This window comes from Thioalkalivibrio sp. ARh3, assembly GCF_000377265.1.
In the GTDB taxonomy this organism is placed as follows: Bacteria; Pseudomonadota; Gammaproteobacteria; order Ectothiorhodospirales; family Ectothiorhodospiraceae; genus Thioalkalivibrio; species Thioalkalivibrio thiocyanoxidans.
The window spans coordinates 47,102-60,105 of the sequence record NZ_KB897948.1 but is presented as its reverse complement, the minus strand read 5'-3'; the positions used below and the strand labels follow the sequence as shown (position 1 = coordinate 60,105).

Sequence of the window (13,004 nt, the reverse complement as noted above, 5' to 3'; positions counted from 1 at the left end):
GACAGGACTTACCGTTGCGGGCGTTCGCGCAGCTCGCTCGCGGAGCGCGTGACCTGTGCCTCGCGGTCCAGCATGAGCAGGGCCTGAGTTTCCTCGGCCTCCTCGCTCATCAGCTGGTCGCCTTCAACCCCGGGTGGCGGGCTTTGAGGACGCATCTCCATGACCTGGGCGAGGGTGGGCAGCTCGACTTTGGACACCAACTCGGCGGTGGCGTCCTGGGCCTGCGGATTCTGCATCGTCAGCACGAAGCCGGTCGCCAGCACGAGCAGCGACAGGATGAACGGGTGCTGTTGTTGGGCCGTATGCAGGGGACGCGTATCGAACATCGATGCAGCCTGAGTCAGAGTCTTGATCCATGGACAATACCCGCGGGAGCGGGTTCATTCAAGCAACCACGATTGCCTGGCGAGTGTCTGTCTCAGGCAACCCGGCGGCAGACCAGAAAGACCTCCCCAACATCCTCCGTCGGGATCATGCCCGGATAGAGCTGCAGCGTCTTTTGCCGCTTCAGGGCCATCGGCATGAAGTAACGGTTGTAGTAATGCATGGCCGTATCGCGATGATGCTGCAGGAACCACATACCCAGCCGGGTGAGCAGCGACGAGCGGGGCTTCATGCCGAAGACAGCGCTTTGGTCGATGACCAGACCATGACGTTCCAGCAAGGCGAACAGCCTGTTGGGTGTGTAGCGCCGATAGTGCCCCACGATTTCGTCGAAGCGGGTCCAGTACTGCGGATGGAGTGGCGTCGACAGCAGGATGCGCGCGCCCGGTGCCGCGACTCGCGTCAGTTCGCGCAGGGCCTGCTCGTCATCCTCCACGTGCTCGATGATATCGAGCGCACAGATCAGGTCGAAGCGCCCGTCTTCGTAGGGGAGGTCGCCGATGACCGCGGACTCCGCATGCCCGCCCTCGGCTCGCAGCGTGCGCAGGGCGGGGTCGCTGATGTCGGCGAAGTGAGTGCCGGCCAGGGGCAGCCGTGGACGCATGCCGGGCCCGACTTCGAGGCGCTCGCAGCCTTCCCGATTGAGTCGGCAGACCAGGGGCCAGGTATTGAACTGATCGGGCGACACCAGCTGCGAGTCCTTCCACAAGTCATTGTAGAAACGACGGTTGGTGTCGAGGAGCCGATCGTGGTCGGCCATGTGCGGGGAGGCGGGCTCAGGCACGCAGACTTCCGGGAAGCGAATGTGTGATGAGTATAGGCATTCTGCACAGCCCCATGGCGGATACCGGGGGACGCATGCGGGAAGCTGTGAAGAGGTTCCGGGTTCCGGCCCCGGGAGGGCGCGCTGGTCTGGAGAGATGCCAGTCAGCCGAACTGCTGTTCCGCAGACTCATCTGGCTGTGCGGGGACCGAGACCACGCAGTTTCGTCCCCGGGCCTTGGCGTTGTAGACGGCCTCGTCGGCCGCACGGAACAGGTCATTGAGTTCGGCATTGCTGCCGGGCTCTCGGCTGGTGACGCCGAAGGATGCGGTGAGCGGCAGGCCCGCCGGGCGCAGATCCTGGATCCGCTGGCGCAGGTCCTCGGCACGGGTATGGGCATCGAACAGGTCGCTGCCCGGCATCAGCATCAGCAGCTCCTCGCCGCCAAAGCGGATGGGGACCTCGCCGGGGGCGGCGACCGCCCGCAGGAGCTCGCCAATGGCTGCGAGGACCTCGTCGCCGATCAGATGACCGTGACGGTCGTTGATGGCCTTGAAGTGGTCGAGGTCCATCAGGATCAGGGCCAGTGGTTGCTCGCGGCTGCACGGATCGTCGACATAACGGCTGGCGAAGTCGGTCAGGGCATTGCGATTGCTGAGGCCGGTCAGCGGGTCGACCATGGCCAGTTCGTAGTGTTTCTGGCGCTGGAGGCGTACCTCTTCCACCAGGCGCTTGTTGTTTAGCAGGTTGCACAGGCGCGCTCGAAGTTCATCCCCCTGGAAAGGCTTGGTGATGAAGTCATTCACCCCCAGGCGAAACAGCTCCGCGCGACGATGCTGGTCATCCAGCCCGGACATGGCGACGATCGGCATGGCGGTCATGTCCGGGCATTGCTGACGAATGTGCCCCACGAGCCCCATCCCGCTCAGGTCGCCCTCGACCAGGATATCGGTCAGGACCAGGTCGAACTGCGACGGCTCGAATGCCGCGAGGGCCGCGGCGGCGCTGGTGTAGTGGACGATATCGAGCCCCATGGGCTCCAGTGCGCGGTGCAGATAACGCGCGGCGGTAGGGCTGTCCTCCACGTACAGAATGCGGGCGCTGTGGAGGTGTTCCAGAGGCTGCGCGTAGCGTTCGGCCTGCTGGAAGAGGTCGCCAATGTTGGTCCGGTCGTGGACGTCGGTCGCCCCCACGGCGAAAGCGCGTTCACGAATACGTCTGTCCGGGTTGGACGTGAGGATGATCAGGGGGAGACCCTGGCCGTAGCGCTTCTTGCGCGCCTCGCGGCAGAATGCCAGGCCATCCATGTCGGGCAGGTTCAGCGCAACGCAGGCCAGCTCCGCGCGGAAGATCTCAAGGCGCGCGAGGCCCTCGGCGCCGGTGCCGGCCATGCTGGCTTCGTGCCCGGCGGCGCCCACCATGCGGCTCCACAGGGCCCGGAACACGCGCGAGCGATCCACCACCAGGATCCTCATGATCCCGGCCCCTGTTGGTGATCTGGCGGTGGCCCCCTGTGGCTGCGCATGTCCTTGCTCCCGAGTCCATCCTGAAACTGCAGCCTCCGTGCTGCCGCTTCGTATAGTGCGTGCTGTGCGCCTTTGCAACAACTTTGACGCAGCAGCCCCGCGGTGGCGGCCCGAAAACGGAGCCTGGTGTCCTGACCGCATGCGGCGAGCCACGGTACAGTTCCCGGATGAAAGGGGAAAAACCGGAACAGGCACTGGATGCGCGCGCGTATCGCCAATGGGATGCCTGTGCCAGTGCGGCAGCGGTACGGGACGGGGAGGTAACGCCCGAGTCTCTGCTCCACTGTGCGCTGGAGCGCCTGGATACCGTCAATCCCGTGCTCAATGCGGTTTGCATCGACGCCCGCGAGCGTGCCCGCAAACGGATCGAGAAGGGTATTGAAGGCCCGTTTGCGGGCGTCCCCTTCCTGATCAAGGATCTGCTGCAGGACGTGCAGGGGTTGCGGAGTACCTCGGGCAGTCGGGCCTGCCGCGATGTGGTCGCATCGGCCACGGCGGACAGTGTGAGGCGCGCCGAGGAAGCGGGCCTGGTGATCCTGGGCAAGACCACGACGCCGGAATTCGGGCTCAAGGGGATTACGGAGTCCGTGCTCTGGGGGGCAACACGGAATCCCTGGGACATTGAGCGGTCGCCTGGCGGTTCCAGTGGTGGGGCGGCGGCGGCCGTAGCGGCCGGGGTTGTGCCCATGGCCGGTGCAAACGACGGGGCCGGATCGATTCGCATACCGGCCTCGTACTGCGGCCTGTTCGGATTGAAGCCTTCCCGCGGGCGGGTGCCGACCACGCCACTGGCCGGTGAGGCCTGGGAGGGTGCGGTGAGCGAGGGGGTGCTTTCGCGCAGCGTGCGCGACAGTGCCCGGATGCTCGATGTCCTGTCCTCCGGACACAGCGCCGCCGCGCCCTTTCGGGTGGAGGCGCCTCCGGCAAGCTTCGAGGCGCTCGCCCGGCGTGAGCCGGGCTGCCTGCGGGTCGGCTGGAACGTTGATTCGCCCGTGGGCGGGCGGGTCGATCGCGGTTGTGTCGAGGCCGTTGAGCGAGCCGGCGGGTTACTGGAAGCCCAGGGGCACGTCGTCGAGCGGGTAACGGACTGGCCGGTGGACGGCCGCGGGGTGGCGCGGGCCGTACTGGCGCTGTTCTACGGGCAGGCCGCAGCGTTTGTGGCGCGGGCGCGCGAACGGGGTGCGCGCCGGGGCGAATTCGAGCTGGATACGCGCACGCTGGCGCGCCTGGGCCGGGCTTTGAATGCGGGGGAATACGCCCGCGCGCGGCAGGGCTGGCACCGCGTCCGTCTCGAGCTGGCGGCGCTGTTCGAGCGCTACGACCTCCTGCTGCTACCGACCGTGGCCATGCCGCCGCCGCGGATCGGCGAGCTGGAGCCGGTTCCCCTGGTTCGCGCCCTGCAGCGTCTCGCCCTGTACCTGCCGGTGGGCCGCTGGATGCTGAACAGCCGCTTTCTGGAGCGGATGACCTTCGAGAACCTGGAGCGCACGCCGTTTACCATGGCGGCCAATCTGGCCGGCATCCCCGCGATGTCGGTGCCGTTGCACTGGGATCGGGATGGACTCCCCGTGGGTGTGCAGTTCATGGCGCCCTGGGGCGAGGAGGGGCGGCTCCTCTCGCTGGCGACTCAGCTGGAGGCCGCGCAGCCCTGGTTTGACCGGGTGCCGCCACCCCTGCCGGGGACGGGCCAGGGCTGAAGCATCGTCCCTGCATCTGATTCCGGTCAGGCTAGGCGGTGCCGCCAGTCCGTGATTTCGTCATGCAGGCGCTGGCGGGCCGGATCGTCCAGGAAGGCGGCTTCGACCGCGTTGCGGGCGAGCTGCTCCAGCTCGTCGAGGGACAGACCCAGCGCATCCGTGGTCGCGCGGAAGTTCTCGCCGATGTAGCCCCCGAAGTAGGCGGGATCGTCGGAATTGATGGTGACCCGCAGGCCGGCATCGAGCAGGCGCTTGAGGTTGTGGTCCTCGAGCCGGTCGAACACGCGGAGCTTGATGTTCGACAGCGGGCAGACGGTCAGCGGGATCTGTTCCTTCGCAAGCCGTTGCAGCAGGGCGGGGTCCTGCTCGGCCTGCACGCCATGATCGATGCGGTCGACCTGCAGCAGGTCCAGGGCCTGGCGGATGTATTCGGGCGGGCCCTCCTCGCCGGCGTGGGCGACGACGCGGAAGCCGGCCTCGCGCACGCGATCGAACACCGCCCGGAACTTCTCTGGCGGGTTGCCCTGTTCGGCCGAGTCCAGACCGAACGCCGCAATGCGGTCACGGTAGGGCAGGGCCGCGTCGAAGGTCTCCATCGCGGCATCGGCGCTCAGGTGGCGCAGAAAGCACAGGATCAGGCGGCAGGAGATGCCCAGATCGCGTTCGCCGTCGTCCAGGGCGCGCGTGATGCCGTTGATCACCGTCGCGAACGCCACACCGCGTTCGGTATGCGTCTGGGGATCGACGAAGATCTCCGTGTGGCGCACGTGATCCTCCTGGCAGCGCTGCAGATAGGCCCAGGTCAGGTCATAGAAGTCCTGCTCGGTCAGCAGGACGCAGGCCCCCGCGTAGTAGATATCCAGAAACGACTGCAGGTCCTCGAACTGGTAGGCCGCGCGCACCTCGTCGATCGAGCCATAGGGCAGCTCCACGCCGTTGCGCTCGGCCAGCCGCAACAGGAGTTCCGGTTCCAGGGCGCCCTCGATGTGCAGGTGCAGCTCGACTTTGGGGAGGCGGGCGATGGCGTCTTGCATGGTGTTTCCCTAGTCCGTGCGGGGCGAGGCATGGTAACGGCTTGGCCCGACGGGTGCTCGGTGGGACCTCCGATCATGGCTCGATACGCGTGTCGCTGGTACCGCCGTGCTCGATCCAGCCATGGATCATTCGCGGGGTGGTGGTGCCGGCCGCACAGCGGCCCTCGCGGTCGATCACGATCGCACCGCCGTAGCCATCCAGTCGCTCGCGCAGCCGCCGCAGGCTCGCGTTGAGGGCTTCAGCGGCGCCTAGACCCAGCAGCGCGATACGGTCGGCCAGGTCCTTGGCGAAGACACTGCGCAGGAAATGCTCGCCGAGGCCGGTGGCGGAGATGGCGGCCGTTGGATCGTCGGCGTAGACGCCCGCCCCCGCGATGGGTGAGTCCCCGATGCGACCGCGGCGCTGGCCATTCATGCCGCCGGTGGAGGTTGCCGCCGCCAGGTGGCCGCGCTGATCGCGGGCAACCGCGCCGATGGTCCCCGGGGCGGGCTCGTCATGGTCCAGCGTGACCACGTCGCGCCGCAGCGTTCGTTCCAGTTGCTCCCGTCGCTGCGCCGTGATCAGCTGGCTCTCGTCGATCAGGGACAGGCCGGCCTCCCGGGCAAAGCTCACGGCCCCCTCCGCGACCAGGAACACGTGCGCACCGTCCTCCAGGATCGCACGGGCCAGGCGGATGGGGTTGGCGACGCCGCGAACCGCACCTACGGCACCCACATCGAGGGTTGCACCGTCCATGATCGCGGCGTCCAGCTCGACCGTGCCCTCGCGCGTCAGCGCGGCCCCGGTGCCGGCGTTGAACAGGGGGTCGTCCTCAAGCTGTGCCGCGCAGTATTCAACGGTATCGAGTGCCCGCTCGCCGCGGGCCAGGCGCTCGCGGCCGGCCTCCAGTACCCGCAGCATCGCGGCGTGGTACTGCTCGGCAACCAGTGGGTCCTGGGCCTCGCGGATGCGCCCGGCACCGCCATGGATCATCAGCGAGAAGGACTTCGAGGCCATCAGCGGTCCTGCACCTGTCCGCGGATCAACAGGATGTCGCTGTGGCTGCCGGGGATGAACCGGCTCTGGGCGATCGCGATCTCGCCCGCCGCGTTGACCGCCATCCGCCGCTTCAGCTGCCCCTGCAGCCCGCCGCTGTAGGGCCGGTCGACGGTGCCCGGGACGGGCTCGACGGGCGCGAACTTCAGGTTGTCCAGTGGGGCGTGGGTAAACGCGAGGCCGTACGGGCGATCGGTCGGGTGTGGATAGCGCTGCCAGACGAGATAGAGCCGTTCGTCGGAGCGCGCCAGCGTGGGGAAGCCGCCCGGCCAGGCGTCCGCGTCGAGTTCGTTCGCCGGGCTGAACTCCAGGGCGTCGGCATCCGCTTGGGTGAGGTGCAGTCGACGGTGGTAGGGCTGGCGGTAGTCCTCCAGGTCGTTCGCCGGGATGGCCCCGAACGCAAGATGCGCGGTGCCTTCGTCATCCACTACCAGCGAAGGGGCATCGGCGTGACCGGGCGTTTCAAGCGCCGTGGCGGGAGTGGAAAAGCCTTCGCCCAGTTCATCGGAGCTCGCGATGCGGATGTCGGCATACGGACTGTCGCCCTCCGACCAGGCAAGCAGGACGCGCCCCGAGGGGGCCCGGGCCAGACTCGGTGCGCGGGCCGGTTTGTCGGCCCCCTCGTTGATCGTTTCGGGTTCCGCGAAGCTTTCGCCGTTGTCGGACGAGTAGGTGACGCGCAGCGGACCCTGGTATTCGGTCCAGGCCGCGACGACCTGACCCTCTCCGGCCAGCAGGAGGTCCAGGCTGCCGTTGTCCCAGCGATGGGCGGTGATGCGTCCCTTGCCGGCCCCATCGCGCGAATTCGACAGGTTCTGGTGATCCTCGAACGATCGGCCGCCGTCCCGGGAGCGGGCGTAGAGGATCTCCCCGCCGTGATCGCCGCCGGTAAACAGGATCTCCTGCCAGAGCAGGTGAACGGTGAAGTCGTCCTCGTCGTCTGGTGCCGGCTCGATCGCCACGCGCGGCAGCCAGGAGAAGGTGTCCGGTTCCCCGCCGATCCGGGTGGGTTCATCCAGGACGGCCTGACCGTCGCGGTCGTAGCGTTGCAGCAGGATCGCCTGCTCCACCTGGTCAACCCATACGACGACCACCTCGCCGTGGTCGTTGATCGCCACCGAGGCGTCGTCCACATAGCGAAAGTCGGAGGCATTCATGCGCCAGGGGCCTCGATAGGCCTCGCCGCGGGCGACCTCGACGGGATCCTGCCAGGCAACCCGGCTCTGGGCGTCGTCGTCCGCCAGGGCGGTTTTGGACCCAAAAACGAGAGCAAACCCGGCGACGAGGCCAATGGCCGGCCAGGCGTGTGCGTATGTGGTTCGAGGCATGCGACCTCCTGTGGCGAAATCCGGGCCCGTTTCGTGCAACTGCGCTTTATGGGACCACCGGGTGCCCGGAAGGATTCACGTCTATGCTCCAAGCGGTGACAGGAGCTCCTGCAGGAAACGGCCGAACAGGGCCGGCTCCAGGAGGAGCATGAAGCCCACGCCCCAGGCACCGCCCCAGAGGTGGGCGCTGTGATTCACGTTGTCGCGCGCCTGGCGCTGCGCCCAGAACGAATAGGCCACGTAGGCCGCCGCGAACACGATCGCCGGCATCGGGATGAAGAACACGAACAGCATCGCCCAGGGTTGCAGCAGGATATAGGCGAACAAAACGGCCGAGACCGCCCCCGAGGCGCCCAGGCTGCGGTAGAAACGGTTGTCCCGGTGGCGCACGTGGGTGGGCAGGATCGCCAGCACGATGCCGGCCAGGTAGAACGCCACAAAGCCGAGTACGCCAATCTCCGGGACCAGCACGCGCTCCATGGCCATGCCGAAGAAGAACAGCGTGATCATGTTGAACGCGAGATGGGTGCCGTCGGCGTGGATAAACCCGTGGGTGATCAGCCGCCAGTATTCACCGCGGGCCACTGCCGGTGGCCAGTAGATCATCCGCTCCAGTACGCGCGGGCGCTGCCAGGCCCAGACCGAGGTCGCCACGGTACCCGCGATGATGAACAGTGTGATGTAGAAGTCCTGTTCCATTGATGATCGGCCGCTCCCGAGGGGCCGGTTTTTCTGAAAGCTTCGGCCCCGGATCTTGAAAAGCTCGTTCGACTTCCTACCTATCGGGGTAGGAGCCCTGAATGCAAGTGCTCATGACACAGGATACGAGGAGGTGACTGCATGGACCTGCAAAAGCTCAAGCCGTGGAACTGGTTCAAGCGCGAGGAACAGGAACAGCCCGAGGTCCTGCCCGCGCGGCGCGATGATGCCCCGGGCGACCCGCTGCTGCGGATGCACCAGGAGATGGACCGGATGTTTGAGCAGTTCTTCGGTCGTGCCCCGGGGGGTGCCCTCGCGGGGCGTACCGGGCCCCTGTGGCTGAAGCCCAGCGTGGATATCGCCGAGGGACGCAAGGCCTATCGGATATCGGTGGAGGTGCCCGGGATCTCGGAGGACGAGATCGACCTCTCCATCGATGGGGACGACCTGATCATCTCGGGCGAGAAACGCCAGGAACACGAGGAAGACGAGGAGGGCTACCACCGGATCGAGCGCAGTTACGGGCAGTTTCGCCGAGTCCTGAGCCTTCCCGGTGATGCCGACACGGATGGCATATCCGCCCGCTTCAAGAACGGGGTGCTGGATGTCCATGTCCCCCGTCGCAAGGATGGCGAGCGCCCCGGGGTGCGGCGCATCGAGATTGGCCGTTAGGCCAAGGAGATTTAGCCAATGGAGAGCCGATCGGCACATGCGCATCGGCCCGGCCAGTCTAGGCTGAAGAAAGCGTAGGCGGCAGGGAGGCCGATGATGACGCGCCGTATCGTGATCTGCGCGGACGGGACCTGGAACCGTCCGGAGGAGGACGTCGAGTCCGACGTCCCGACGAACGTATTGCGGCTGGCGCGGGCGGTGGCGCCCGTGGACGCCGCCGGCGACACCCAGCAGGTGTTCTATGACTGGGGCGTGGGGTCCTACCATGCCCGGGTCAGTGGCGGCGTGACCGGCCGGGGCATCCACAAGAACATCACCGATGCCTACCGCTACATCGTGCAGAACTATGCCTTGGGGACGGAGCTCTTCTTGTTCGGGTTCAGCCGGGGTGCGTACACCGTGCGCAGCCTGTGCGGTCTGATCAACAACTGCGGGATCCTCCGGCGCCCGGATGCACGCCTGATCGAGCAGGCCTTTCGCCTGTACAAGCGCACGGGGGCGGCGTACAAGCCCGACGGCAAGCACTCGCGCGCCTTTCGCGAGGCCCACAGCCACCCCTCGCGGCAGATCCGTTTCGTGGGTGCCTGGGATACCGTCGGGGCGCTGGGCATCCCGTTTTCGGTGCTCGGGCTGTTCGATCGCACCGACGAGTTCTACGACACCAAGCTGGGCCCGAACGTCCGGGTTGCCCGGCATGCGCTGGCCATCGACGAGCGCCGTGCGGATTTCGAACCCACCCTGTGGGAGCCACGCGCAGGGCTGGATCTGGACCAGCAGTGGTTCGCCGGGGTGCACGCGGATGTCGGGGGCGGCTATCCGCCTGATGACAAGGGACTGCAGGTCGCCGATATTGCCCTCCACTGGATGCTGGAGCAGGCATCCGCCGCAGGGCTGGAGTTCGAGCCGCACCTCCCGGCCAGCCTGCGACCCGACCCTCGCGCCGCGATCCATCAGTCGCGGCGCCACATCTATCGCCTGCGCCGCACACTCGTCCGGGACCTCGAACCTGCGGATTCTTCGACCCGGCTGCACCCCTCGGTCGAAGAACGTTACCAGCAGTCTCGCGACTACCGGCCTCCCAACGTCAAGGCCTATCTCGCCAGGCGATCCCGCGACCTGTGACCCCACTGGCCCCGGCTCGTGTCATCATGGATATACCGGCACGGGGACGATCGATGGACCGGTAACCGCCGGTTGGGCGGGGCGCCGGGCTAGGGGGCGAAACAGTGGCGAGGACTTTGGGGAGGGGGCATGGCGAGGTCGCGTGACGCGAGCCAGGAACGCTGGATCGATCGGTTTCGTGTCCTGGAGACACTGGGGGAGAGTGCGCGCGACGGGCTGTATGTCGCGCATGACGGCGTGCTGGACCGGCGCGTGATGGTGCGTACGCTGACGCACCAGGCCCTGGGTGATGCCGAGGTGCGTGACGACCTGATGCGCGCGGCCCGCGCGGTGAGCCGCTTCCGGCATCCCCACAGCGCGGCGATCTTCGAAGCGGGGCCCTGGGACGAGGGCCTCTACCTCGTGTTCGAGTACATCGAGGGCGAAACGCTGGATGCCCTGCTTGCCAGGGGGCGGCTGCCGCTGGATCGCGCCCTGGCGCTGATGCGCGAGATGGTCGATGCCCTGGCCGCCGCGCACGAGCAGGGGATTGTGCATGGGTCGCTGCAGCCTGCGAACATCACAGTCGGCGCGGATGGTCATGCGCGCGTGACCGGTCTCGGGCTTGCGTTGCCGCAGGGGAGCGAGCAGGCCGCGGGGCATCAGACCCAGACGCGCCATTACCTGGCCCCGGAGCAGCTGCGTGGCGGACCGCCTTCACTGGCAGCCGACGTGTATTCGCTGGGTGCGCTGTTCTACGAACTGCTCGCGGGGCGTCGGGCCTTTCCCGGGGACACCGACCAGGATGTACTGAATGCGATGGAAGCCGGTGTCCCCGAGCCGCCGTCGAAGCACACGGGCGAGGGCGACGAACGCCTGGATGCCATCGCCCTGAGGGCGCAGCGGCCCGATCCGCACGAGCGCTACGCAACGGCCCAGGCACTGCGCGAGGCATTTCTTGCCGTAACCGAGGGTCGCGAGAACGAGGAGGGGGAGCCCGGCGATTTCATTCTGCGCCGGATCCGGCGCAAGCCCGATTTTCCGGGAGTCTCGGCGCATATTCGCGAGATTACCCAGTGTTCGGATGACAGCGAGCAGCGCTCGGTCGCCGAGCTGTCGAATGCCGTGCTGAAGGACTACGCGACGACACAGAAGCTTCTGCGGCTGGCCAATTCCCCTTTCTACAGCAACTTCGGAGGCAACATCCGCACGGTGTCCCGGGCGGTCGTCCTGCTGGGTTTCGAGCAGGTGCGCACGGCGGCGCTCGGCCTCGTCCTGCTGGAAAACCTCAAGGGCGGGAGCCAGTCCGCTCGTCTGATGCAGGCCATGGTCCAGACGCTGTTCAGCGCGATGCTGGCGCGCACGCTGGCCCGGCAGCTCGGTGGAATCGAAAGCGAACAGGCGTTTGTCTGCGCGTTGTTCCACGACATCGGGCGGATGCTGGCGCTCTACTACCTCCCCGAGGAGGCGGACGAGATCCAGATCCGGCAGACGCAGGGGGTCTCCGAGGGCAGCGCGGCGCGCCAGGTCCTTGGTATCTCGTACGAGGCACTGGCGCGTGCCGTACTGGAGGACTGGAACTTCCCGCGCGAGATCGTGCAGGCGGTCGAACGGGCGCCCGAGGGCACGCTGCCCGCGGTACGGGACCCGGACCAGCGCCTCCACCGGGTCGTGACCCTGGCCAGCGAGATGGCGGGTCGCATCATCCACCAGGACCCGGCGGAGCAGGATCTCGCCCTGGCGGAACTGCGGCGCAGGTACAAGGCCTCGCTGGATGTCGGGGCCACGGGTATGCGCCGAGCGATCCAGGAGGGGCGCGAGCGCCTCGAACAGTTTCTGAGCGTGGTCAAGCTGCCGCGCGAGGGGCAGGAACATCTGCGGCACCTGCGCCGGAATCTGGGGGTCGGCGATAACGCGCAGGGCGGCGATGCCCCCGACGAGGAGGCCCTGCTGGACGCCAATGGTGGCCCGGCGCCCGACGGCCCGGAGCCCGAGTCGACCTCGCCGGCCGAGCAGGCGGCGGCGCTGATGGAGTCGCTGACGGAAATGCTCGACGCAATGGTCGAGGGATCCGAGCTGAACCCGCTGGTGCAGGCCACGCTGGAAAACATCTACCAGGTGCTCGGACTGCGCCGCGCGATGCTGATGCTGGCGGATCGGGAACGGCGCACGCTGGTGGCCCATACGGCGTTCGGGCACGAGGCGGAATACCTGTCCGGGCGTCTGCGCCTGTCGCTGACCGGCTCGGGCAACGTGCTCTCGCTGGCCATGACACAGCGCAAGGACATGGTGATCAGCGACAGCTCGGACCCGGCGATCAGCCGCTACATTCCAGGCGAGTTCCGTGATGCACTGGATGCGCGCAGCTTTCTGTTATTGCCTCTGGGTGTGCGTGAGCGGTGTGTAGGACTGCTGTACCTGGAGTTGCCGCCGGGCCGCACGGAGCTGGATCCGCTGGTCCTGCGCGCGCTGAAATCGGTAAGGAACCAGCTCGCCCTCGCGATCTGCGAGGCGCGTTCCTGAAGCCGACCCGAAGAGCCGGGTTCAGGGCTGCTCCTCGCCGGCAAGCAGCATGCAGGTGAGGGCGAGTACCCCGGAGACCTGCGTCAGCCAGCGGATGACCTCGTCGCGTTCCCCGATGATGGGCGCCAGGTGTCCACCGGTCCAGCGCGGGACGAGCAGCGCCAGCAGCAGAAAATCGCCCCGGTGGAGTCAGCTCACGACGGTGCCCCGAAGGGTGACCATCCATCGAGTCTGGAAATGC

At 67.2% G+C, this 13,004-nt stretch carries 11 protein-coding genes and 1 pseudogene; 4 read left to right on the top strand and 8 right to left on the bottom strand.

The genetic code is table 11. The features are described 5' to 3' along the window. Nucleotides 1–8 precede the first annotated feature (8 nt). The 3 genes from C995_RS0105080 to C995_RS0105070 form a co-directional block, all read right to left on the bottom strand. Nucleotides 9–326, bottom strand: a complete 318-nt coding sequence (locus C995_RS0105080) for a hypothetical protein (protein WP_018863911.1) — start codon at nucleotides 324–326, stop codon at nucleotides 9–11. A 92-nt stretch (nucleotides 327–418) separates the two neighbouring features. Beyond that, nucleotides 419–1,168 (bottom strand): bifunctional 2-polyprenyl-6-hydroxyphenol methylase/3-demethylubiquinol 3-O-methyltransferase UbiG, encoded by a 750-nt coding sequence (locus C995_RS0105075; protein WP_026278956.1) that lies wholly within the window; start codon nucleotides 1,166–1,168, stop codon nucleotides 419–421. Between the two features lie 143 nt (nucleotides 1,169–1,311). Continuing rightward, nucleotides 1,312–2,622, bottom strand: coding sequence for a diguanylate cyclase (locus tag C995_RS0105070; RefSeq protein WP_018863909.1), 1,311 nt, complete (start codon nucleotides 2,620–2,622; stop codon nucleotides 1,312–1,314). A 218-nt stretch (nucleotides 2,623–2,840) separates the two neighbouring features. Here C995_RS0105070 and C995_RS0105065 point away from each other — a divergent pair, with 218 nt between their 5' ends. Continuing rightward, nucleotides 2,841–4,370 (top strand): amidase, encoded by a 1,530-nt coding sequence (locus C995_RS0105065; RefSeq protein ID WP_018863908.1) that lies wholly within the window; start codon nucleotides 2,841–2,843, stop codon nucleotides 4,368–4,370. 26 nt (nucleotides 4,371–4,396) lie between these two features. On the opposite strand, the gene C995_RS0105060 is transcribed toward C995_RS0105065, so the two are convergent. From C995_RS0105060 to C995_RS0105045, 4 genes are all read right to left on the bottom strand, one after another. Then, nucleotides 4,397–5,404 (bottom strand): adenosine deaminase, encoded by a 1,008-nt coding sequence (locus C995_RS0105060; protein WP_018863907.1) that lies wholly within the window; start codon nucleotides 5,402–5,404, stop codon nucleotides 4,397–4,399. A gap of 73 nt (nucleotides 5,405–5,477) precedes the next feature. Next, nucleotides 5,478–6,401: an isoaspartyl peptidase/L-asparaginase family protein gene (locus C995_RS0105055; RefSeq protein WP_018863906.1), complete on the bottom strand. Its 924-nt coding sequence runs from the start codon at nucleotides 6,399–6,401 to the stop codon at nucleotides 5,478–5,480. Beyond that, nucleotides 6,401–7,768: a glycoside hydrolase gene (locus tag C995_RS0105050; RefSeq protein WP_018863905.1), complete on the bottom strand. Its 1,368-nt coding sequence runs from the start codon at nucleotides 7,766–7,768 to the stop codon at nucleotides 6,401–6,403. Before C995_RS0105050 ends, C995_RS0105055 begins: the two co-directional genes overlap by 1 nt. Before the next feature lie 81 nt (nucleotides 7,769–7,849). Next, nucleotides 7,850–8,467 carry a rhomboid family intramembrane serine protease gene (locus C995_RS0105045; RefSeq protein WP_018863904.1) on the bottom strand — a complete coding sequence of 206 codons (618 nt, stop codon included), beginning with the start codon at nucleotides 8,465–8,467 and terminating at the stop codon, nucleotides 7,850–7,852. Nucleotides 8,468–8,608: 141 nt separating this feature from the next. Between C995_RS0105045 and C995_RS0105040 the strand changes: the two genes are divergently transcribed. The 3 genes from C995_RS0105040 to C995_RS0105030 all read left to right on the top strand — a co-directional run bounded on the left by C995_RS0105040 (nucleotide 8,609) and on the right by C995_RS0105030 (nucleotide 12,763). Next, the gene (locus tag C995_RS0105040) at nucleotides 8,609–9,139 is read left to right on the top strand and encodes an Hsp20/alpha crystallin family protein (RefSeq protein WP_018863903.1); all 531 of its coding nucleotides are present in this window, start codon (nucleotides 8,609–8,611) and stop codon (nucleotides 9,137–9,139) included. Nucleotides 9,140–9,235: 96 nt separating this feature from the next. Then, on the top strand, nucleotides 9,236–10,261 hold the full coding sequence (locus C995_RS0105035; RefSeq protein ID WP_026278954.1) for a DUF2235 domain-containing protein: 1,026 nt from the start codon (nucleotides 9,236–9,238) through the stop codon (nucleotides 10,259–10,261). 129 nt (nucleotides 10,262–10,390) lie between these two features. Continuing rightward, nucleotides 10,391–12,763 (top strand): HDOD domain-containing protein, encoded by a 2,373-nt coding sequence (locus C995_RS0105030; protein WP_018863901.1) that lies wholly within the window; start codon nucleotides 10,391–10,393, stop codon nucleotides 12,761–12,763. Between the two features lie 36 nt (nucleotides 12,764–12,799). Here the strand turns inward: C995_RS0105030 and C995_RS14380 are convergent. Then, nucleotides 12,800–12,934 (bottom strand): annotated as a pseudogene (locus C995_RS14380) (oxidoreductase); the annotation flags it as partial. Nucleotides 12,935–13,004: the final 70 nt, after the last annotated feature.